This window comes from Kitasatospora sp. NPDC051914 (assembly GCF_040680995.1).
In the GTDB taxonomy this organism is placed as follows: Bacteria; Actinomycetota; Actinomycetes; order Streptomycetales; family Streptomycetaceae; genus Kitasatospora.
In genome coordinates this window covers 26308-47467 of the sequence record NZ_JBFAXX010000031.1, presented here as the reverse complement: position 1 = coordinate 47467, position 21160 = coordinate 26308, and the positions used below count along the sequence as shown (strand labels likewise).

Here is a 21160-nt window from a genome sequence, read left to right as displayed (position 1 = left end):
GGGTGTGGTCAACGGGAGTGGCCGACGTCGGCGGGTTTCGGAAGGGCCAGCGGTCGAGTGGTGGTGCTGTAGGCCAGCGTGGAAGCGGGTGAACGGGGTACGGAGGCCGAGCGGGCGGTGGCGGCGCGAAGGCGAGCCACCTCCAACGGGGTCGGTGTCGTCGGTGTGGCGATGGCCTGCGCGGGTAGGCGCGCCAGGTCGGAGGGCCACATCTCGCGGTGGACCGGGGTGGGGTTGATGGCGGCGGTGGTGAGCGCGCCGAGCAGATGGTCTGGGATGTTGGAGGACGCGCTTGCGTACCAGCGGTATCCCGGCGGTCCGACTTCGAGCAGCCAGCGCTCGGCAGTGCCTGCCATCTCGGTTTCATGCCGCAGGTGGCCGAGCCGCCGGTGCAGTGTCACGAGTCGGTCAGACGATCGGTAGGCGACTTCTGCCAGGGAACGAGTATCCAGGTGCCAGCCGTTCTCGAGGAGACGGTCGGTAACGTCCAGCCCACCCACACGGTCGCCCAGGATGCTGTCGGGGTCCTTCGCGTGGGCAGCGGCAAGGGTGGTCGTGAACTCCCCGACGATTTCCGGCGCGACGCGGAGATCGAAGGTGACCAGCCACTCGGGAGGGGCAAAGGCTTGAGAGTGGGCGCTGACCATCCACAGTTCGCCGCCCTCGTACTCCGGCAGGAAACCCAGCCGGATCCGCTGATCCGGGGTGGTGACGTAGACGTTGCCCAGGTCGTCCTGGGTAAGTGTCGCGCCAGTGTCGAGCAGGGGCTGCAGGCCGGGGTCGCCTGTGTAGGTGGGGCCGGCGAGGAACCGCGGGGTGATCCGGTACTCGCGCGGTTGCTCGAGGGAGGAGGGCTGCGGCATGAGGAAGTTCTCCTGGACAACGGTGGAATGGATCGCGGACGGCCGTGGGCAATACGGCGGCCTCCCGCACCGGCGCTCCGCAGGGCTTCCTCGCGAAGCCCTGCGGGTTGTCCCCGGGCGCCGCATCGCACCGTGCCAGGGCCTGTTCGCTGGTCGGCACCGCAGTACGGTCTTGGTGGCCACGACGAGCCAGCAGGCGAGGCCGGAACGGTGGGGGTGTGGGAGTCGTCATCGGGCCCTTCGGGCCGCAGGAGCGGTGGCGAAGCCGGGGGAGGCGGTGGTGTACGTGGTGGCCGGCGCTGTGCCACTGAGGGATGCCGGACGTACGGAGCGGGCGCGGGCGGCGCGGATACGGGCTTCCTCGGCCGGGCCGAGGCTTGGGGGAAGGTTGAGGCCGGTTCGTCCCAGACGGTTCTGGGCAGAGCGGTAGACCGCGTAGTCGAGCCTGGGACCGGCGGCGACGAGGTAGACCTCGCGAGAGTGCTTCGAGGTGGGCGGGGCGTCGCGGAACTGCACGACCAGGCGGTGACTGGCCCACTCGTTGCCGATGCCGAGATAGATCTTGTGGCAGCCCTCCAGCCGGCCTTCCAGGCGGGTGGCGACACGCTCTCCGTGGACCAGGTCATGCAGGTGCAGTAGGGCTTGGTTGCGGATAGCGTCCGGGAGCTGGCGGAGATCGGCGATGGCGTCGGGGTGCGCAGTGAAGGCGAATCGGGCTCGGCTCACATCGACCTCTGAACGACCGGCTGGGCAGCCGGCGCGGCGGGCGCCGGAGCGACAACTGGGGTCGGCGTCACGGTGCCGGAGCGGGCCAGGGCGGCATGGGCGCGCCTCGCTTCCGCGCCGAGATCTTCGGGCGCTGGCGGCAACGGGGTCGGACGGTTCTCCAACCACTCCTCGGCTGCGTCCAGGTCGGGAAACGCGCCCTCACGAACTGTGTAGGTGTGGTGGTCGGGCTGGATCTCTTCGAGGAAGAGCCGGACGGGCAACTCGGTGGCTGCGCGGTCTACGGCCATGGTCCATGCTTCTGGGGTGCCATCCATGACCTGGTGATCGAAGACCCCGTACCGGTCGCCGGAACGGCTGATCCGCTCCGTGATGAGGACGGTCAAATCGTCGGCGGGCAGGAAGCCCGCGGGGACGGTGGCGCTGGGCGGACAGCCCCGTTCGATCAGCCACTTCTGTGAGAACGCGAGGACGGCGTGCTTGGAGGCCTGCATGCTGAAGGTGCCCTGCTGCCGGTCGCGGACGATGTCGAAGGCGGCGAGGCTCGGAGCTCCCGGCAGGTAGTCCCACGTCGCGGCGGTGTCGAAGGTGAGGAGGAAGCTGCGCTCGCCGACATCGTGTTGGGCCAGGAGGCGGTAGTCGCCTTCCCACGTGTTGCGCTGCAGGTCGGCGGAGTGTTCGTCGACGGGGGATAGGCCGTCGAGTCCGAAGTCAAGGTCGGTGCTCATACGGCGGGTCCCAGCTGGTCGGGGGTGGACAGAATGCGGTGAGCGGGCCGGGCGGGGCTGGTGGTGCACGCGGCGAACGGCCCGTCGGGGGATCGGAGTTGGAGCAGGGTGTGGTCGAGGTGGTCGCGATGCCAGGAGGCGGGTCCGGCGTGGCCGGCCTCGGCATCGGTCAACTGTTGCCACACGAGCCACAGGGCGTGGAGGCGGGCAACGGCCTCGGGGTGCTCGTACCAGCGCGAGCACCAGGGCCGTGTGGAACTGATCTCCCGGCCGTAGACCGGCAGCAGGAGGTGGGTGACCCAGTTCGCCAGCCCGTCCAGTTCGGCGGCGTACTGTCCTCCGCCCATCGCGAGGATGAACAGTGGTGCGGAAGAGTCGGGTTCACCATCGGGAGGCGCGTGGCCGGGCTCGTCTGCGCCCGGCCCCGTACCGATTTCGGTGTCGGCTTCACTTCCGAGACGGTCGAGTATGACGCCGTGCTGGCGGACCTCGGCCATCGTGCGTGTGAGCGCGCTGACGAGGTCATCCAGGTCCTCGTCGGGGATGCGGATCGGCTCGGACTCGGGGCCGCCCGTGGTCGGATCGGACATGGCATATCCAGGGGGTCGGGTCGATACGAGGGGCGAGGACGGGAGGTCTTCTTCGGTGGGTCAAGGCAGTGCTCCAGGAAGGTGATGAGGGAAGGATCCGCAGGACCGGCGGTTTGGTATGGCCGCCAAATCGTGCTAGACGCAGGCCAGGTGGAGGCCGCGGGTGAACAGATGTGCCGCCTCATCGCTGAGACCGCACGGGTGCAGCAACCGATGCGGCTGAGGGCGGGGACGGCAGAGCGCCGCTGCCGTCGGAAGCTGCTGTTGCCGAGCGTGCGAGTGCAGCTTGCTGCCGCAAGTCGACGGACGGTGGTGAGATGATCGCGGCCGTCTGGCGGAGCACGGTGACAGCCTGCTGCAGCTCTTCGCGGGCCGTTTCGGCGGCCCAGTCGATCACCTCGGCGGCATCCTTACGGGCCTGCCGGACCTCGGGATGATGACGGTGCCCGGCGGTGGAAGCGAAGAACGCGAGTTGCTGGGCGACCATCCCGAGACTGGAGGCAGCCTGTCCGGCGTGCTCGGCCGCATCGGCGAACGCACTGGCGGCACGTACCGAGTGCTCGGGCGCGGGCTGATCGGTGGCACGGAAGAGGAACTCATCGCCCATCTCCGAGATGAAGCAGCCCAATTCGGAGATCTGGCGGCTGACAACGGCGGCGTCCGGCAAGCGGAACGGGCGCCCGGTGTCCGGGAGGTCGGCCTTCTGCCGTTCCAGGGCCTGCGCGTGGGAGTGGAGGGTGAGCGACTCTTCTATCGGGGTGTTCATGGGGTGCTCCGGGCAGAGAGACTGGGGCTGGTACGTGCAGGTGTGCGGATTGGCGCAGTCGACGGGGGAGTCGGGCGTTCGGGTGCTGTGCTGCGGGGGTGCTGCCGGGGAGCGCTACGGGCGAGCGCGGCGCTGATCCGGATTGCGGGATCGGCCGGGTGTGGGGAGGGCGGGGATGCAGAGGTCCGCCAGCGGGTGCGGACCTCCTCCAGCGGGCCGAGCGCATGAAGGGCGTGGCCGATCAGCTGGCCGGGGGCGAGGCGCGCGTCGGAGGCGAGGGCCCTGATCGTGCGGGCGGCCTCGGCGGCGGTTCGGGTGAGCGAGGCTCGGATGACCTGGTCGCCGAGCCATTCGGCCGAACCGGCCCCGCCGACGCCGAGGATCGCGCCGAGCTGGTCTTCGCGCAGGAGGCCGTCCGCGAGCAGGCCGCGCCGCTGGATCTCCCACAAGACCGTGACCCGGTCGATCGGCTCGCCCCGGTGGTGGAGCGCACCCAGGCACCGGTACAGGTGACCGTGGCCGGGATCGCCGAAGTCGGCAGGCCGCAGCCAGCCGACGACCTCCTCGATCGCCACGGGCCGCTCGACGAGCAGCGCCAGCAGGAACTGCTCGTCCTCCAGCCGGTCATCGGCGACGACCGGGACCGTAGCAGGCTGCGGCTGCACGGGTTCGGTCGGCGCCACGGGGCGGGACTCGGTGCCCCACCGACGGGCCAGCCCGGTGAGGGCGTCGGCCAGGACTTCGGAGTGCTTGAGGACGCCGTCGATCTCGCGCGCCCGGGCGTCGATGCGGGCCACCTCCTCCAGGCGGGCGGCATACTCGGCCACGGTGCGGTGGATGGAGCCCTCGAGGACCATGCGGCCGTAGACCGGGGCGTTCTGCGGCCGGGGGCAGGCGGCGATCAGGGCGTGCGCGTACGAGGCGGTCAGCCCGCGGGCATGTCGGCCGGCCTCGGCGACGGTGTCGGTCACCCAGGACAGCGGGACATCATTCTGCGTGCCCGGGGTGAGTAGACCGTCGGCGCGCAGCTTGCGCATCGCGGCGAACAGCGCCTGGTGGGCGGGACGGTAGAAGTCGGTGGGCTCCAGCCAGCGCAGCGAGTCCAGCTGGCCGGGAGCGAGAAGAACCGCGCCGAGGACAGCCTGCTCCCCCTTCAGCAGCGGATCCATCACGCCTCTCCGTTGCGCAGGGCCCGCAGGCGTGCGACCTCGTGGTCGGCAGCGGCCAAGGCGGTGGCGAAGCGATCCAGTTCGCTGGTGATGGCCGGATCGGTGGCGAGAACGGGACCTGCGCTGGTGACCAGCCACCACTGACAGCCTCGGCGGATCACCGGGGCGCCGGCCAGCGGGACGGATTGACGGACAGGCCTGGACAAGTTCGGGTCAGGCATGCACAACTCCCAGATTGATGGCAGGACTTGCGACGAAGGCGAAGCTGAACGTCGCGGGCGGCCCGGAAGGGCGGGTCAGGGCGAGCAACCGTCCGGGGCGCGGGACTCCAGAGGTGCGACCTTCCGGGGAGAGCCGGGCAGGGCCGTAGGCCTGGCTGGTGTCAGTGCTCGGGCGCAAGATCAGGGCGTCCGGCACCACCCAATGACCCAGGAGAAGCGTCATGCCGATTACCAACGACCAGGTCGCCCAACGCCGCTTCCTGCGTGCCCTGTACGCGGATGCGTATTACCCGGACGCCGTCGTCGACCGCGGTTGCGACATCCTGCTGCGGCTGTGCGAGCGGATCGAGGCCGAGCGGCCGTCCGACCTGGCCTCCCTCTATGCCCTCACCGCGGCTGCCACAGAGGAGTTCAACGTCCTGCAGGAGGCATTCGAGGCCGCGGACAGTGAGATCGAGACGGTCGCGCGTGAGGAGATCGCCGAGGACTTCGCCTTCATCGCCGACGCGTACGGCTTCCAGGACGCGGATGTGGAGGAGCTGATCGCCGGTCGCGACTGGTGACGGCGTCGACTTCGGCGTCCACAGTCGTGCGCGGCCGGGCACACCGATCAGTCCAAACGGTTGAGGCGGTCATGGCCCGCAGCGGCGTTCGCGAGGGCGCGCTCCGTGATCGCCTTGGTGGCGCGGGCGGAGGCCGGGCCGATCTCCTTGGCAGAACGTTCCTTGTACCAGGGCTTGAGGTCGAGCATCGCCACCCGCAGGCCGGTCGCGAACAGGAGCGCCTTGCCCTTCGGGAGCGCCCTGATCCGGTCGGGCGGCAGGATCCGTTCGGTGCGCATCGATACCGAAGTCGACTTGCCGCTGTCGGAGTTGGAGACGGAGACGGTCTGTACGTCGTGCTCGCCGATCTGCCTCGACAGCTTATCGGCGAAGTCGGCGTCGTCGATACCCGAGCCAATGATCTTCACGGTGGCTGCGGACCAGAGGGCGTCCATGCCGGCCTCGCCCCAGCAGCGCTGCCCCTGTCGGTAGGACTGCAGGATGGTAATCGGGATGACGCCCCGACTACCCAAGTGGGAATAGAGGTCCGGCAGATCGCTGATGCGGCACACGTTGGCGGCTTCGTCGAGGACGCACAGGGCGGGCGGGTCGAGCCGGCCGCCGGAGCGTTCGGCGACGATGACGGCCGCGCGCATCACCGCGTCGGCCGCCGCCGCGATGATCGCCGACGCGCTGCCGCCGCCGTCCTTGCTGAGCAGGAACAGGGTGTCGCGGGAGGAGGCGAAGCCGAACGGCTTGAACTCGGGTAGCCCCGGCGTGGGGGTGACCCAAGCGGCGATCTCCGGGTCCAGCAGGCAGCTCGCGTACTGCCGGGCGGTCTCGTAGATGCCATCCCGGGTCTCGGTGGCGCCGGTGACGGTGCCCTGGAGCTGGGCGGCAACCGCGTGGTGGCCGGCATCGGCCAGCAAGTCCACCGGGGTACGGTCGGCAGGGGACGCCAGCCAGCCGAGCACATCGGTGATCGGGCGCCGGTGGCTGGCTGCGGCCAGGAACAGGGCACCCAGCGTGTTGCTCGCTGCGGTGCTCCAGAAGTCCGAGCCGCTGGACTCGTCGACGGACGCAGTGACGAAGTGCCCGGCGAGCCGTTTGGCGCCCGCGAGGTCGCGGGCGTCGGCGAGGATGTCCCACCACATCTCCCGCGGGTGGTGCGCGATCTGCTGCGGGTCCAGCGTCCAGACCCTGCCGACCTTCGCGCGAGCGTCGACGCATGCCGTGTAGGCGTCGTTGGCGGCTTTGTTGCTGGTGAGCAGGACGGGGCCGGGAGCAGCAAGGATGGCGGGGATCGCCAGGCCGCTGGTCTTGCCGGAGCGCGGCGCCATGACGGCGACGAGAACGTCCTCCCAGGAAGCACGGACCTCGGCCTTGCCGGGGGAGAGGGTACCGACCAGGATGCCGCGATCGTTCGGTGCGATCTCCTTGGGCTTCCGGCCGTGCAGGCTCGGGCGCAGGCTCCTCGCTTTCGCTGTGATCTCCTTGTCCAGGAGCGGGGTGAGGCCGGGCTTGCGGGCGAGGCCGGTCTTCGACCCGGAGCGCCACCGCAGCCACAGGATCAGGCCCGCGATGGTCAGGGCGAGGGTGAACAGGCCGGGGACGACGCGGGCGCCGATCAGCACCGCGGTTGCGCTCAGGCGGGGCCAGAGCAGATCGGGGTGCAATACGGCATCGGCGGCCCGGAACGGCGCCCAGGGGCCTTGTCCAACCAGGCCGTTGGTGAGGTTGCCGGTCAGCCAGGCGAGGGTGCCGAAACCGAGGGCTGCGCCGAGGAGGCCGAAGAGGAGGTAGAGCAGCGCGTCGGACCCGCTGGTCGTCGACGGCGTGCCGGGGCGCGAGGAGGGCACGGTGGATTCCTGTGTATGCGCAGGTGGACGGTGGGCGGTACGGCCGAGTGGTGGCGGCCGGCAGTGTGTGAATGGCGGCGGGTGCCCTGTGCCGGCAGAGCACAGCCGCCCGGTCAGACGAACGGGTTCTCGGTGGGCCGGTCGGCGGCGGTCGCGGCGTCCAGCAGCTCGGGCAGGTCGGCCGGTTCGGAGGAGCGCTGGTCGATCCACCAGCCGGCGCGGGTGACCGTGCGCGCCCGGTCCTCGATCTGCTCCCACTCGGCCTCGGGCATACCGCCCTCGAGGACGAGCGCGGTATAGGCGGTGGCGAGGACCTGGTGGCGGCAGCGCACGGCCCAGGCAACACCCCGTTCGGTGCCCTCCAGCGGCGTCATGCGGTACTGCGCGGACCAGGCTTCCGCCTCGGCCTGCTCGGCGGCGCGCTTCGTCTCCAGCCAGGCCGCCTTGTCCGCTTCGTCGCCGGACTTCGCGACCCGCCAGCAGTCGGTGCAGTCCTGCCTGGCGAGCCACTCGGCGAACCCGGCACGGCGGTCGGCCGGGCGGTCGCCCAGATCCCGCTCCGTCCGGTGCCCGCACGAGTGGGCGATCGTCCAGATCTTCTTCACGGCCATCGGGATGCTCCCTGCTTGTCGAGGTGGAGTGATCACGGGGCATCTGTCAGCGGCCCCGTGCGAAGGCGATGCGCGGGTCCACGGCCGCCTTGGGCGGTACGGCGGGGACGGTGGCGGGCGGTGCCGCGGGGCCCGGCCGGTGGGTGGGGCTCTTGGCGAGGGCGGCCTCGTCGACGCGGAACTTGTGCGTGGTGAAGGCCTGGTGGGTCGGGACGTGGTGTGCGGCGACGGCTTCGGCGAGCTGGGGCTGCATGGCCACCCGGTAGTTGCCTTGCTGCAGTGCGACGGTGCTGCGTACAACCGCGCCCAGGGCCTCAGCCCGGGTGGCTGCCGGTGGGAGGTAGACGTCCAGGCCGCGGTGGTGGCGCCAGCCGTCGGTTTCCAGGAAGACGGCCGGGCTGATCGGCCGACCATTGTCGACGGCCGCGACCACGCCCACACCGGGATGTTCGGCGAAGGAGACGTCCGGACCTGGGTCCGGGTCCTGGCTGTGCTGCGATTCGGTCGCGCCGGGCCGCGACCGTACCCGTGCCTGCTCGTCGGTGCTCTCGACGGTTGGGGGCATGCCGGTGTCGACGCGGTGGCCGGCGGCCGTGAGAAGCCTGATGGCCCAGGCCGCACGCTCGGAGACCTCACGCTGCTGGTCGGTCAGCGCGTACAGACTCGGATGGCCGGGGATGCGCTGGAAGTCGAGGCGTTCCAGCATCCACTGGGCGGAGGCCGAACGAGTGGGCAGAGTGGCGACGATTCCGTGGTCAGGGTGGTGTCCGATGGCGACGTCGGGCATGGCCTCGGAGGCAGCAGACATGGTGGGGCTCCGCTTCGGGGATACGGGCGGTGGACTTGTCCGGTGACGGGGCGGGATCTGTGCGGTCGAAGCACGGCAAAGTCCTTCCTGGACGAGGGGTTGGCGGCGTGGGTGGACGGTGGCGGTCGGCACCGCGCGGGCGTCCTGCAGCGCATGGCGACTTGGCTATGCCGCCATGCGGAAGTCCGTGTCATACAGCGCCCGCTCCCTGGGATGGAGGAGGTGCTGCACGATGAAGCTGAGCCCCGCCACCTTCCACAGGCCCCGGCCGCGGGTGAGCGCGGCGATGGCCTGGGCCTCGACACCGGTGAGACCGAGCAGCGACATGGAGACCGCGATCTGGTCGGGTTCCTGGCGGTAGATGATCCTCGTGCTGCAGTCAGCGAGGAGGCCTTCGGCGAGGACTCGTCCGCGCGAGCCGGCGTCGCCTGCGGACAGCAGGTCGGAAAGCCGGTGGAGGATCAGGAGGTTGGCGATTCCCAGGCCGCGGCTGAGCTTCCACTGCTGCTGCATACGTTCCAGTAGTCCGACGTGCCGCATGATGCGCCACGCCTCGTCGTAGACCACCCACCGCCTGCCGCCGTCGGGGTCGGCCAGGGCGGACTCCATCCACGCCGAGGCGCAGGTCATCGCCAGCACCAGAGCGGTGTCGTCGCCGCTGCTGCCGAGCCGGGACAGGTCAATGGAGAGCATCGACGCCGCAGGATCGAAGACCACCGTGGACGGCGCGTCGAACATCCCGCTCAAGTCGCCGTGGACCAGGCGCCGCAGGGCGTGCGCAAGGTCGTCGGCGGCGTGGCCGATGCCGCCGGCCTGCTCGCCGAGGGCGGCATCGAGGCGCTCGGGCCGGCCGAGGACGTGGGCGATGTCACCGAGCAGCGGCACCGTGCCGTTCACCTCGGCATCGGCGACGACCAGGTCCAGCGCGACGTCCAAGCCGGTGTGCTCCATCGGCAGCAGATCGCGCTTGAGTACCGTGCTGGCCAGACTCCCCAGCAGGAGGAGGCGACGCTTGCGTACCTCGGCCCGCCAGTCCTCCTCGCCCGCCCCCGCGGGCCGTTGCGGGGCGTCGAGCGGGTTGAGCTTTCCCGGCAGTCCGGGGCCCAGCGCGATGGTCTGGCCACCGAGGGCCTCGGCCAGGCCGGTCCACTCGCCCTTCGGATCGGACGGCACGTAGATCTTGTAGCCGTGGGCGACGGCCCGGGTGGCGATGGACTTCGCGAGGGCGCTCTTTCCCATGCCGATGACCCCGCACAGGATCGCGTTGGGGTTGGTGAAGCCTTCGACGCGGCCGGAGTTGTAGAGGCTGAACGGGTCGTAGCAGAAGCTGCCCTCGGCATGGAGGTCGCGGCCGATGAAGATCCCCTCGGCGCCAAGGCCGGCTTCCGCGAGGAAAGGGTAGGCGCCACCGGCGACGGCGGTGGTCATGCGGTGTTTGGGGAAGCGCAGCTTGCCGCCGCGGGCGGAGGCGGGGCCGGGCCGGCCCGCGGCCGGGTAGGTGGGCTGCAGCTCGGGGCCGGCGTCCTCGTGCTCGTGACGTTCGGCGGGGGCCTGGGCGCGACGGGCCTTGGCGCGCGCCTTGGCGAGCTCGGTGCGAGCGGATCGCCGCCCGGCACGGGAAGTCTTGCGCGGGACGAAGAGGCGGGAGGCGGTGGTGCGGTTCCTGGGCATGGTCACGGCTCCGGGGGTCGGGGTTCAGCGGCGGACGAGACCGGTGAACGGGGAACGGAGGTCGGCGGGGGTGATGCGGCGGCGTAGCAGCCGGGCCGTCTCCAGGTGGCGGCGGCAGATGGTCAGTTCGGGCGCTCCCTCGGGCAGGCGGGTCCGGCAGGCGTCGCGGTCGGGGACGTCGCCACTGCCTGGTCGGGGTGAGGAGTGGTAGGCGGCATGGAGGTGGTCTGCGGCCTGCCACAGGCGGGTCCTTGCGGCCCTGAGGTGGTCGCCCTCAGCCGGGAGCAGAGGTGAGGTGCGCCGGGTGTGGGCGTCCAGCAGCTCGTGGAGCGAGACGAGATGCGCGTGGAGGGAGTCCAGTTCCGCGCGGGAAGCGACGAGTGGCCCTGCGGGGATGTTGAGCGCGCGGTGGAAGTCGATCGCGGCGGTCGCGTACGGAACGAAGTCCTGCACGGTGGCAGTGGTGCCCGGCATCGGGGTGCTCTTTCGGGAAGCGATCAGGCCGGCATCAGGCGGCGCGGGCGAACGGGAGGGCGGCGGCGGTGAAGGCCTCGGCCTGTTGCCAGGTGAGCGGGCGGAGGTCGAGCTGGGCGCCGACGGCGGCGGTCTCCACCACGGCGCAGGCGGCGCGCAGTTCGTCCTCGGTGTCGGCCGAGACGGTTAGCAGGCCGGTCAGGGCGACATCGGCGTGCCCGGCGATCAGCTGGCGCTCGCGGTCTCGGATGTCCTGGTACTCCACCGAGTCGGCTTCGCTGGCCACTTGGCCCTTCCGGACACGTTCGGTCGAGTCGGCGATGACGCTCGCCTTCTTGCGTCGGACGTCGCGCATCGCCGAGTCCAGGTCCTTCGGCTCGTAGGAGAGGGAGATGGTGCGGCGCATGCCCGAGGCGAACAGCACCTGGTGGAGGAAGCCGGCGTTCGTCTCGGTCCTGGGCCAGTTCTCAACCCAGTACGTGGAGTGGTGGGCGGAGTCAGTGCTGATGTGGTCGGCCTTCTCCACCACGACCACCGGTCCCGCGGCAGCCGGGTCGGCGGCCGGGCGCCCGTCCTCCGACCACCGGTCGAGCGCGGTACGGGACTTGGGGTCGTAGGCGGTGCGGGCGACAGCTGCGATCTCGGTAGCGGACAGCCAGCCCTTCGGGTTGAGGCCGGCGGTCCGGGCGGACTGCTCGAATGCCGAGGTCAGCTGGACCAGGACCGAGAAGGCGCCCGTCAGACCGCCGCCAGCCTGGTTGATCAGGCGCCGCGCCGCTTTGCAGTCCAGCGCGACGGCCACGTACGCCTCGTGCGGTGCGGCAGCCGGACCTGCGCCTTCGATCAGCTCGGCGTAAAGCGCCCCCGCGAGCCGCACGTCCGGCCTGCCATGCTCCTCCCAGTACCGGCGCAGCGCGTCACCGCTGTCCGGAACGGTCCGCTCGATCACCTGGATGCGGGCGACGTGCCCAGTACGGGCGAGCGCGGCGAGCGCTCGTCCCCACCCCGCGACGTTGGCGTTCTGGGTGCCGGGGTCGAGCAAGGCGTACGCGCGGCTGCTGACCTTGACGATCGCGGTGAGGGTGCCGGCGTGCGGGTCGTGGACCGCGCCGTAGCGGCGGTCCGGGGCCGTGACCACGCGCAGGCTGGCCGCGCTGCCCGGCAGGTGCAGCAGGCCTTCGCGTACCGGGCGGCGAGAGGGGCGGGCGAGCCAGACGAGTTGGCCGCGCAGGCGGCGTAGTGCGTACCGGGCGGCGACCGGTGCCCAGTCGGCCAGGGTGCGGCCTCGGTGGCGGACGAACACGAACGCGGCGACGGCGGCCCACAGCGGGACGAGCTGGAGGGCACCGATGACGCCGCGGGCGACCAGAACAGCGAGCAGGAGGAGACCGGCGATGGTGGTGGTCACCAGCTGCGAGGCACTCAGGCCGAGCAGGACGCCGCGCTTGGAGCGATGGGGGAACTTGACGGACGCAGGAACGGTGTCGGGTTTTGGAGTGGAAGACATCGAAGTTCCAGGGGGTGAGCGTGCGGGGTGGGCGGATCGGGACACGGCGGTTCTTCTGGACTCCACGGCGACTCCTTCGGCAGTGGGTGCACGGGGTGGTGCCCGGGGCGGGCGGCGGACGGCGGCCCGCCCCGGGATCGGGCCCGATCCGCTCAGGAACCGGGCCGGGGCGGCCTGTTCGGGTAGACGAACCGGACCGGATTGGGTGCGGCTACTCCGGCCGGGGACGGGCCGTCGACCGCAGGTACGGCTGGCGCCGAGGGCATCGGAGGTCGAGGAGCCGGGGCCGAGGGGGCGGGCGCACTCGAGGTCGGGGAAGCACCGGGTGCAGCCGGGGCGACCGGACTTGCCACGGCGGCGCCCCGGGTGCTCGGCGGGGCAGGCGCCTCGGGGACTCGGCCGGGCATTGGCTGGCCACCTTCGGCACCGGAGGATGCGCGGGTGATCAGAGCCGGAATGCCCGGCCGGGTGACCAGGGCGCGTCCGCGGTCGCCCTTGGCGTTCGGGTCCTCGCCGAACCGGAACTTCGTCTGCGGCTGGGCGGGGCCGGCGTCAATGCCTTCCTTGCTGAACCGCCCGGTCGGGTCGATGCCGGAGGCGACACCGCCGGCGTCCGCGCCCGGGACCTGGCTCGGGCCCTGCGGCGCCGGGGCACCACCGCCCACCTGCATCGCGAGGCTTCCGGCCGTCTTCGCCGCGCCGGCTGCCACCGCCACGCCGGCGACACCGGTGCGGTGCAGGTCGTCGTGGCCACCGCCGTCCGTTGCCCAGTGGACGAACTTGTAGACCGCGTACGGGCACAGCAGCACCAGCAGCATGATCACGATGCCGGCCATGGCATCGGACAGGGCACCGAGACCGTCCGTCTTGTCGGTCTTGCCGATCGCCGAGACGCCGATCAGGAACACCACGGTCATCAGCAGTTTGCTGACCACCAGGGTGGCGGTGGCCTCGATCCAGCCGCGCCGCCAGCGCTTGGCGACCTCCCAGCCGCCGCCGGCGCCGGCGAACGCCGCAAACGCCACCAGGACCAGCACACCGACCTTGCGGGCGACCATCACCCCCCAGTACAGGAACGCACCGATCGCGCAGCCCGTGGCCACCAGCGCAGGGATCGCCCAGCCGAGCGGGTACATCGCGCCCAGCGTGGACACCTTCACCAATCGACGGATCGCGTCGTCCACCGAGGTGTTCGCCGCTTTGAACAACCCTGCCGACAGCGCGTCGACCACGGTGACGGCCACGGCGGTGAAGCTGATCGCACAGAAGGAGAACAGCACGCCGGTCATGGTGCCCCAGGCCGCCTGGGCGAGCGCCCGCTCGTCCCGGCGCCAGGCGGCCAGGATCAGCTGTGCGCAGAACGTGCCCACCGTCAGGATCAGACCGATCGGCAGGATGAGTTGGTAGTTGTCCCTGAACCACGGGGCGCTCAGGTCGATGGCGGTGGTCTGGTCGACCGCCTTCGCGGCGAGGTCGACGGCACTGGCCGCCAGCTCGCCCATCGACTTGGCGATCCACGCACCGATGCCGTCAGTGATGCTCTTGCCGGGGTTGGAGACGAAGCTGACCGCATCGACCGCGGTGCAGACCTGGCTCATCAGAGGGATGTCGCAGACACCCACGAAGGGAACCTCCTTTCTCGATGGGGACGGTCAGGGCGCGACGGACGGAAGGACACCGGCCAGGGCGCAGGGCCGGTCGGGCCGGCACTGGACGGCGAGAGTGGCCGAGCGGTCCTCGGCACCGCCCTCGGGCGAGCCGGTCCAGGAGATCGACTGCTTGCCGGAGACCGTGACGGCGTAGATGTATGCCTGGGTGATCGCTCCCGGATCGGCCTGCAAGGCTCGGGTGAACGACTCCGGGAAGTGCGCCTCGGCCGCGGTCGCAGTGGCGAACTGCCCCGAGTCCGCCATCCGCCCCCACAGCACCGGCGAGGGCACCAGCCGCTCCACCGACTCCACGTCGACGTATTGGCCTTCGGCCGTCAGCCACCGGTGGAGGGCTGCCACCAGCTCGGGCTGCGAGTAGGCCCGCGTGTCGTACGACCACAGAGCCACGGCCGCTGCCTTTGCGAACGTGATCGGATCGCGTGTGGCCGGCGGACTCGGCAGGACCGCTGGGCTGCCCTTGAGTGACGGAGCCGACGACGGGGAGGTGGGTGCGGGCCCGGAGGGTGAACTCGAAGCAGCAGCAGCGTGGTTCGGCTCGGCTCGGGAGTCTCGGGTGACGTAGGCCAGCAGGCCGGAGAGTGCGATGAGCGCCACCAGGACGAGGGTGCCCAGCAGTGTCCGGCGGCGCGCGAGCGTGCCACCGGGCATCTCGCTGTGGGAGGAAGAGGGAAGGGAGCGTTTCTGCATCAGCTGATCTGGCTGCCGAGCGCCGAGAAGAACGCGACGACGCCGTTGGCCGCGCCCAGCAGCAGGGCGGCGCCGGCCGAGACGAGCACGCCCTTCTTGCCGTTGGCCTCGGCCTGGTGGCCGCCGGAATGGTGACCCCAGGCCCACACCCCGGCGCTCACCGCCAGGGCGCCGACGACTGCGATGATGGCAAACAGGTTCAGCGAGCCCATCACCTTCTTGAGGACCGCGAGCCCCGGCAGGCCGCCCTCGTTCGGGGCAATGCCAGGGTCGTACGCGAGCTGGACGAGCGTGTCGGCGAGAATCATGGGGAACCTTTGTTCGAATATGGGTGCGCGAAGGTGCGCCGAGGAGGACGGAAGGGGGTGCGGTCAGACGATGCGGCGGGCAGCGAGGATCGTCGGCCGCCAGGAGGCGAGGGTCGAGATCTTGACCACGTCGCCGGTCTTCGGGGCGTGCACGACGAGCCCGGAGCCGATGAACATTCCGACGTGCTCGGGCCGCAGAGCGGTGCCGCGGGTGAACAGCAGGTCGCCGGGCCTGAGTGCGTCGACGGATACGGCGGTGCCCTCGGACACCTGCGTATAGGTGGTGCGGCTCAGGGTGATCCCGGAGGCCTTGTAGGCCAGCTGCATCAACGAGCTGCAGTCGCATCGGCCCATCGGGTCGGCACCGTGGGAGTTGGTGCAGGTGCCGCCCCATTGGTACGGCGTGCCGAGCTGGCCCAGGGCCCACCTGATGGCGGTCTGCACCTGCGCCGGCGCGTCGGACGGGATCGCATAGCCCTCCGGCAGGGAACCTGCCGGGATCGTCCCGAAACCGGTGCCGTCGCCGCCCGTCGTCGAACAGCCTCCGCCACTCGGTGAGGGATTGGCGATGCCCGGGGTTGTCGGCGCCGGGCTCGAGCCCGGCCCCGGCGATGCCGTCGCGCCCGGGCCGGCGCCGGGAAGCAGTGGCGCGATGGCCTGCTGCAGCGCGGTCGCCAGCGGCTCCCACTTTGCGTATGCATCCGGGAAGCCGGAGCGCTGTACTGCCTGGGCGGCCTGGGTGATGGTCATCGACTCCCAGCCGTTGACCTTCTTGAGCGCCTCGTAGAACTTCGTCGAGGCGTACACCGGCTGCATGATCTGCTCCGGTGTTCCCCAGCCCTGAGAAGGCCGCTGCTGGAAGAGTCCCAGGCTGTCGCGGTCGCCGTAGTTGATGTTGCGAAGCCCGCTTTCCTGCAGAGCTGTGGCCAGGGCGACGACCTGCCCGCGGACGGGGACATGCATGGCGATGCCGGTGGCCTGGATGACCTGGGCGTTGGGGATCTGCTCGCCGGGCTTCTCCAGCCCTGCTACTCCCGGAGCGCCGGGCGGGGTGGAGCCGCCCAGGATCGCCTTCACCTGCGCGGCGACGGCAGAGGTGTCCACGGTCTGCGCATCGGATCCGGGCATACAGGCAGCGGAAGCGGTACCCGCCATGACCACGACCGGCAGGGCCAGCAGCAACGGGCCGACAGCGACGAGACCTACGAAGACTCCTGCGGTCTTCTTCACCGCCGTCGTCCGTCATCACGACGGGTGCGTCGGCGTGGCGGCGGGGGCGGATGAGGGCATGGCTGTGCCAGGGCATGCTGCATCGCAGCGACTCCTTACGGTTCCTGGTAAACGGGTGCCGGCTTCTCGTGCGAAGAAGCCACGGCACCGCGCCGGTGGTGAATCAGCCTCGTTCGAGGCGGACCGGGTCAGGGGCCAGTAGCCCAGGACGCCGGTATCGGGATCACGCGGCAGCCAGCCGCGCTCGTAATCTCGGCCGGAACACAACACTCCTTGGAACAAGGGAGCAGCGTCCGCGCACTGCCCCACCGGACGAGACAACATGGATCAACGCGCGCTGATCAGGGCCGATTTGGTACCTCGCCCTGTTGGCACGGCGAGACAGTAGACGCGAAGTTCGGCCGCACCAAGCGACCCCTCCACCAGGAGTAGCGCCGTCCACGCCGTCGTTAGGCACGGCCGTTGATCGCTGTTACCGTCCCGGCTCCCCGCTCCTGGCGAATGCCGTCATGCCCAAAGCAGGAACACCCCTGCACCGAAAGAGGAATCATGAGCTACACGCTCCACCGAGGGGACGCCCTCACCGTGCTGAAGACACTCCCCGACGAGTCCGTCAACGCGGTCATCACCGATCCGCCGTACAACTCGGGCGGGCGGACCAGCTCCGAGCGCACCAGCCGCGACGCCCGCACCAAGTACGTGACGTCCGGATCCGCCCACGACCTGAAGACCTTTCCCGGCGAGAACCGCGACCAGCGCTCATACCGCTCTTGGCTCACCGAGCTGCTGACCGAGGCTTACCGTGCGTCCACCGAGCACTCGGTCGCGATGGTCTTCTCCGACTGGCGACAGGAACCCACCACGAGCGACGCCCTGCAGATGGCCGGCTGGACCTGGCAGGGCACGATTCCCTGGATCAAGCCCACCAGCCGACCCCGCAAGGGCGGCTTCAAGCAGTCCGCGGAGTTCATCACCTGGGGCGTCAAGGGCAGCCTCGACAACAGCCGGGCCATCTACCTGCCCGGCCACTTCACCGCGTCCCAGCCCCGCAAGGACCGCGTCCACATCACCCAGAAGCCGCTGGAGATCATGCAGCAGCTCGTCCGGATCTGCCCCGAGAACGGCACCGTCCTCGATCCGTTCACTGGCAGCGGTTCGACCGGCGTCGCCGCCGTGCGGGAGGGGCGGAAGTTCCTGGGCATCGAGTTGTCGCCGCACTACGCCGACATAGCCGAGCGGAGGCTTCGCGCGGAGCTGACCCAGGATCACTACGGTCTAGCAGGACCGGAGACGTGACGTTGAGAGTCATTGCGTCAGGCCGGTGGGCTGGAGAGTGGACAAGGCGGCCAGAGCATTCAGCTTGGCCGCCTTCCGTCCCCGCCGGGCCCATCGACTTCCCGGTGGATCAATGGCGCGGTCTTCTCCCCGGAGAAGAAGGGCGATTCCGGCTGCGCGGTTGTACACGGCACGGCCAGGTGCCTGTCCGCAGCTGGGACTTCGCCTGGTCGTCAGAGGATGTTCCACCGGAGATCGCTGTCGTCGCGACGGAGCCCTTCTACGCGTCGGAGTACCTCGGTCACGATCAACGATCCTGCTGCGGCCCGCTTGGCGTTCGTGGTGATCATTCGTAGCTCTCGTAGATCGCGCAGGACGGTGTACCCGCTCCATGCGGTCACGTCGAACCCGTAGGTGCGGGCGAAGTCCTCGTAGTGGGAGGTGCCGTAGCCGAACCTACGGCAATGGATCTCCACGGTGACGAGGTCCAGTTCGGCCGGGCCGTGGCATGCGGTGTCCCAGTCGCACAGCACCGCGCCTCCTGGGTGGTGGAGTGCGTTCCGATGCTGGGGGTCGCCTTGCAGCAGGCCGGGCGGCAGGGCGAAGCGGACCTTCTCAAGGTCTTGTTCCAGCTGATCCACGCGCTTCGACAGGTAGTCGATGTCGGTGGCCGGCAGGGCGGTGGTGGCATCGAGTGACCGCCTGATGGCCGCGACCGTGTCGAGCGGCCGGACTTCGAAGGGAGGTGGGGGGAGCCGGTGTAATGTGCGGAGAGGTATCGCCAGGTCGGCAGCCGGCACGGGGACGTCGGGCTGCGGCAGGTACTCCCAGAAGGTCACCGTGTGCGCGCCGACGGCGACCGGCTGATCCACCGCCAGTAGTTCGACGGTGGGGAAGCCCAGGTCGGTGAGCCACCGGACCAGTTCCACCGTGCGTCGTACGTTCGCGTAGGGGGTGCCGGCCCGGGCGATCTTGGCGACCGCCCCGGCAGCGGGGAGCCGGAAGACCGCGTTCGTGTGGCCGCGCAGTACCTGCGCGCCGGACGGGTCGAGGCCGACCTGTCGGCATGCGCTCTCCAGGACGTCGGACACTTCGGACTCGGCGAAGCCGCCGATCCGGGCAACCGGAGCACTCATGCCTGTAAGGCTGACGGTCGGATGCCCCTTCTGTCACATCCCACCGGCCGGCAGCGCCAGGATCTCACCGAGCTCGCGCGCCGCCCGTGCCGACCGGGCGTTCTCCGGCAGTATCGCGATGATGTCCTGAGCCCGGGCACCGAGGATTTCAGTCCGGTGCGCGGCAGGCACCATCAGGTAGGTCTGGCCGGCCAGCTGACACGCCTCGGTGATGCTGCGCTCGTGGATCAGGCACATCGCCTCCTCGAGACGCAGCAGTGCCGGATCGATGCCGGTCCGACCCGAGTACAGCGCCAGGGCCTCGGACTGTACGTGGCGTGCGCGGATGGTGTCGCCGAGGTAGGTGTAGGCGCCGGAGAGGTAGAGCAGGAGTCTGCGCAGGGGGAAGGCCCAGGCGTCGTCGGACTCGGATGCATCCTGCCGGGAGCGGTCGAACAGCTCCCGTGCTTCCTTGATCGCTGTACGGGCCGCCTCGGCGTTGCCCTGTCGGGCGTGGGCCCGTGCTGCGGCTGCTGCGGCGAACGCGCCGGTGGACGTGGGGCGGCTGCGGTTGAGGAGTCGCGCCTCGTGGGTGAAGCTCACCGCGCGCTCCAGCGGCCCGTAGTAGTACGGCAGCATGGCGGCCTGAACCCGGACGCGTGCCCGTAACTCCCAGCTGCCGCTGTCGTCGGCCGCGGTGCGCGCGGTGCCGTACCACAGCTGCGCCTGGCCCAGCCGCCCGAGCTTCATCAGCGCGTCGGCGGTCAATGTGGCCAGGACCGCGATCATCTCCGACAGGTGGACCTGCACGTGGGCGGGCTGCCGTTCCGCGGTGAGAAGGCGTACCTCGTCCAGGTCGTGTAGGAGCTGGGCAAGCATCTCCAGCGGCGGGGCGACGACGTAGGCGCGGCGAAGGTCCATCAGCCGTTCGTCCAGGACCTCGAGTCGTCCTGCGCTGACGGTTGTGCTGGCGAGCGTGCTCTCGACTGCCCGGCGGTGGGAGTCCACGAGTGCGTCCACTGCGTCACCGGGGGCGATCGGCGCCGGAGCGTGCGTGGAGCGGACGGAGGCGGATGCCGTGACGGCCGACGAAGGCGCGGGGACGGCGGCCGGCCGAGGGGCGGTGCGGTAGTCACCGGTCATGCCCAGGCCCTGGGCGTCCGTCGCGTACAGCCGGCACAGCAGGTCGATGGTCTGCATGCGAGGTGTACGCCCGGTCTCCCAGGCCCGCAGCTGGTCGATGTCGAGCTTCGGTCGGGACAGCTGCTGCGCATCGCACATCTCGACCAGTTCGTCGACGGCACGTTGAAGGGTCCAGCCACGGGCAAGTCGTTGCCCCCGGAGCGGGCTCACACCGCAGCAGTCGACGATCGCAGCCACGATTGCCGTCGTCGCCCAGCCGCTTGCCACGCCAGTGGCTCGGATCTGTGCGGAACAGGATGGCTTGTGCGCCATGAGACACCTCCCTGACGACTGCGCGGTCCATCAGCTTAGTAACCGATGTTGCTGATGGTTAGCCAATAACAGCAATTAGTTACTGATTTGCGCGGACGGAACCGTGATTTCAGTAACTGATGTGCGCCATCAGCAACTTGCTCCCGTTGTGGCGCCAGTAGCCGTCGGCGAGTCTTTCCGGCACGAGGCAACCACCAGGAGCGCCTCGGCGCACAGCCCCAGGAACCCTGTCCCGCGCACGGCCTCGGAGGTACACGCCATGCCCACCGCCATCCCTGATGCTCTTGCCGGACGCCAGGCAGCCGGTCGGACATCGGCCCGCGAAGGCCAGGCGTCGCGGGTCTGGGCGAAGGAGTTCACCGCCGACCATGGCTCCGTCAGGCTGGCACGAAACGGTGTCCACGTCGAGCTGGTGGCGTGGGGATGGGCGCGGGAGCGCGCTGACGACGTGGCGTTGATCTGCTCCGAACTGGTGACGAACGCCATCAGGCACGCCTGCCGACCGGGGGATTCGGTTCTCGTGCGGCTCCAGGAGAGCGCGGGCGGCTGCCGTCTCGAGGTCCGAGACAGCCGCAGCGATCTGATGCCCGCCACCCGGCCCGCCGGCGTTCGCCAGCACGGCCACGGGCTGCGGCTCGTGGCAGCGGTCTCGGAGGACTGGGGCGTGGCGAGAGGGAAGGGAGCAAAGGTGGTGTGGGCCAGGGTCCTGCAGAGCTCTGCAGACGAGAACCCGGGGGAGGCAGCATGAGAAGCCTGCTGCGTCGCGCCCTCGGGCTGGACGAGGGGGTACGGCGGGCCCCGGCGGTGAAGCGCCCACCGAGCCGCAATGAGGCCGCCGACCGAGCCCCCCAGCCCCGGGCGGCCCACCGGGCCGCCGGCGCGTTC

22 protein-coding genes are annotated in these 21160 nt (G+C 70.3%); 3 read left to right on the top strand and 19 right to left on the bottom strand.

The genetic code is table 11. The features are described 5' to 3' along the window. Positions 1-8 precede the first annotated feature (8 nt). From AB0M03_RS21250 to AB0M03_RS21220, 7 genes are all read right to left on the bottom strand, one after another. Positions 9-863 (bottom strand): DUF317 domain-containing protein, encoded by an 855-nt coding sequence (locus tag AB0M03_RS21250; RefSeq protein WP_363493138.1) that lies wholly within the window; start codon positions 861-863, stop codon positions 9-11. Between the two features lie 228 nt (positions 864-1091). Beyond that, positions 1092-1589: a hypothetical protein gene (locus AB0M03_RS21245; RefSeq protein WP_363493136.1), complete on the bottom strand. Its 498-nt coding sequence runs from the start codon at positions 1587-1589 to the stop codon at positions 1092-1094. Next, positions 1586-2317: a glycosyl hydrolase gene (locus AB0M03_RS21240; protein ID WP_363493134.1), complete on the bottom strand. Its 732-nt coding sequence runs from the start codon at positions 2315-2317 to the stop codon at positions 1586-1588. The genes AB0M03_RS21245 and AB0M03_RS21240 overlap by 4 nt, the downstream gene beginning before the upstream one ends. Next, positions 2314-2907: a DUF4913 domain-containing protein gene (locus AB0M03_RS21235; protein ID WP_363493132.1), complete on the bottom strand. Its 594-nt coding sequence runs from the start codon at positions 2905-2907 to the stop codon at positions 2314-2316. Before AB0M03_RS21235 ends, AB0M03_RS21240 begins: the two co-directional genes overlap by 4 nt. Before the next feature lie 181 nt (positions 2908-3088). After that, positions 3089-3673 (bottom strand): hypothetical protein, encoded by a 585-nt coding sequence (locus AB0M03_RS21230; RefSeq protein WP_363493130.1) that lies wholly within the window; start codon positions 3671-3673, stop codon positions 3089-3091. Continuing rightward, positions 3670-4842: a DnaB-like helicase N-terminal domain-containing protein gene (locus AB0M03_RS21225; RefSeq protein WP_363493128.1), complete on the bottom strand. Its 1173-nt coding sequence runs from the start codon at positions 4840-4842 to the stop codon at positions 3670-3672. Before AB0M03_RS21225 ends, AB0M03_RS21230 begins: the two co-directional genes overlap by 4 nt. Then, on the bottom strand, positions 4842-5063 hold the full coding sequence (locus AB0M03_RS21220; protein ID WP_363493127.1) for a hypothetical protein: 222 nt from the start codon (positions 5061-5063) through the stop codon (positions 4842-4844). Before AB0M03_RS21220 ends, AB0M03_RS21225 begins: the two co-directional genes overlap by 1 nt. Positions 5064-5284: 221 nt before the next feature. Between AB0M03_RS21220 and AB0M03_RS21215 the strand changes: the two genes are divergently transcribed. Further along, entirely contained in the window at positions 5285-5626 is a 342-nt protein-coding gene (locus AB0M03_RS21215; RefSeq protein ID WP_363493125.1) for a DUF5713 family protein, read from the top strand. Between the two features lie 47 nt (positions 5627-5673). On the opposite strand, the gene AB0M03_RS21210 is transcribed toward AB0M03_RS21215, so the two are convergent. From AB0M03_RS21210 to AB0M03_RS21165, 10 genes are all read right to left on the bottom strand, one after another. Beyond that, positions 5674-7464 carry a TraM recognition domain-containing protein gene (locus AB0M03_RS21210; RefSeq protein ID WP_363493123.1) on the bottom strand — a complete coding sequence of 597 codons (1791 nt, stop codon included), beginning with the start codon at positions 7462-7464 and terminating at the stop codon, positions 5674-5676. 113 nt (positions 7465-7577) lie between these two features. Next, on the bottom strand, positions 7578-8075 hold the full coding sequence (locus tag AB0M03_RS21205) for a hypothetical protein (RefSeq protein WP_363493121.1): 498 nt from the start codon (positions 8073-8075) through the stop codon (positions 7578-7580). Between the two features lie 46 nt (positions 8076-8121). Beyond that, the gene (locus tag AB0M03_RS21200) at positions 8122-8883 is read right to left on the bottom strand and encodes a hypothetical protein (RefSeq protein WP_363493119.1); all 762 of its coding nucleotides are present in this window, start codon (positions 8881-8883) and stop codon (positions 8122-8124) included. 165 nt (positions 8884-9048) lie between these two features. Then, positions 9049-10554 carry an ATP-binding protein gene (locus AB0M03_RS21195; protein WP_363493117.1) on the bottom strand — a complete coding sequence of 502 codons (1506 nt, stop codon included), beginning with the start codon at positions 10552-10554 and terminating at the stop codon, positions 9049-9051. A gap of 24 nt (positions 10555-10578) precedes the next feature. Next, on the bottom strand, positions 10579-11028 hold the full coding sequence (locus tag AB0M03_RS21190; protein WP_363493115.1) for a DUF6238 family protein: 450 nt from the start codon (positions 11026-11028) through the stop codon (positions 10579-10581). Positions 11029-11062: 34 nt separating this feature from the next. Further along, complete coding sequence (locus AB0M03_RS21185) at positions 11063-12535, bottom strand: SCO6880 family protein (RefSeq protein ID WP_363493113.1); 1473 nt, start codon at positions 12533-12535, stop codon at positions 11063-11065. A gap of 152 nt (positions 12536-12687) precedes the next feature. Continuing rightward, positions 12688-14157: an ATP-binding protein gene (locus AB0M03_RS21180; RefSeq protein ID WP_363493110.1), complete on the bottom strand. Its 1470-nt coding sequence runs from the start codon at positions 14155-14157 to the stop codon at positions 12688-12690. A 30-nt stretch (positions 14158-14187) separates the two neighbouring features. Next, positions 14188-14853 carry a hypothetical protein gene (locus AB0M03_RS21175; RefSeq protein ID WP_363493195.1) on the bottom strand — a complete coding sequence of 222 codons (666 nt, stop codon included), beginning with the start codon at positions 14851-14853 and terminating at the stop codon, positions 14188-14190. 38 nt (positions 14854-14891) lie between these two features. Continuing rightward, positions 14892-15200, bottom strand: a complete 309-nt coding sequence (locus AB0M03_RS21170) for a DUF6112 family protein (RefSeq protein ID WP_363493108.1) — start codon at positions 15198-15200, stop codon at positions 14892-14894. A gap of 63 nt (positions 15201-15263) precedes the next feature. Next, positions 15264-16430 carry an NlpC/P60 family protein gene (locus tag AB0M03_RS21165; protein WP_363493107.1) on the bottom strand — a complete coding sequence of 389 codons (1167 nt, stop codon included), beginning with the start codon at positions 16428-16430 and terminating at the stop codon, positions 15264-15266. A 549-nt stretch (positions 16431-16979) separates the two neighbouring features. Between AB0M03_RS21165 and AB0M03_RS21160 the strand changes: the two genes are divergently transcribed. Beyond that, positions 16980-17726 carry a site-specific DNA-methyltransferase gene (locus AB0M03_RS21160; protein WP_363493106.1) on the top strand — a complete coding sequence of 249 codons (747 nt, stop codon included), beginning with the start codon at positions 16980-16982 and terminating at the stop codon, positions 17724-17726. Positions 17727-17938: 212 nt separating this feature from the next. Here AB0M03_RS21160 and AB0M03_RS21155 read toward each other — a convergent pair whose 3' ends face one another. Both AB0M03_RS21155 and AB0M03_RS21150 read right to left on the bottom strand, forming a co-directional pair. Further along, complete coding sequence (locus AB0M03_RS21155) at positions 17939-18841, bottom strand: aminoglycoside phosphotransferase family protein (RefSeq protein ID WP_363493105.1); 903 nt, start codon at positions 18839-18841, stop codon at positions 17939-17941. Positions 18842-18874: 33 nt separating this feature from the next. Further along, positions 18875-20101 (bottom strand): hypothetical protein, encoded by a 1227-nt coding sequence (locus AB0M03_RS21150; protein ID WP_363493104.1) that lies wholly within the window; start codon positions 20099-20101, stop codon positions 18875-18877. Between the two features lie 433 nt (positions 20102-20534). Here AB0M03_RS21150 and AB0M03_RS21145 point away from each other — a divergent pair, with 433 nt between their 5' ends. Continuing rightward, the gene (locus AB0M03_RS21145) at positions 20535-21023 is read left to right on the top strand and encodes an ATP-binding protein (RefSeq protein ID WP_363493103.1); all 489 of its coding nucleotides are present in this window, start codon (positions 20535-20537) and stop codon (positions 21021-21023) included. Positions 21024-21160: the final 137 nt, after the last annotated feature.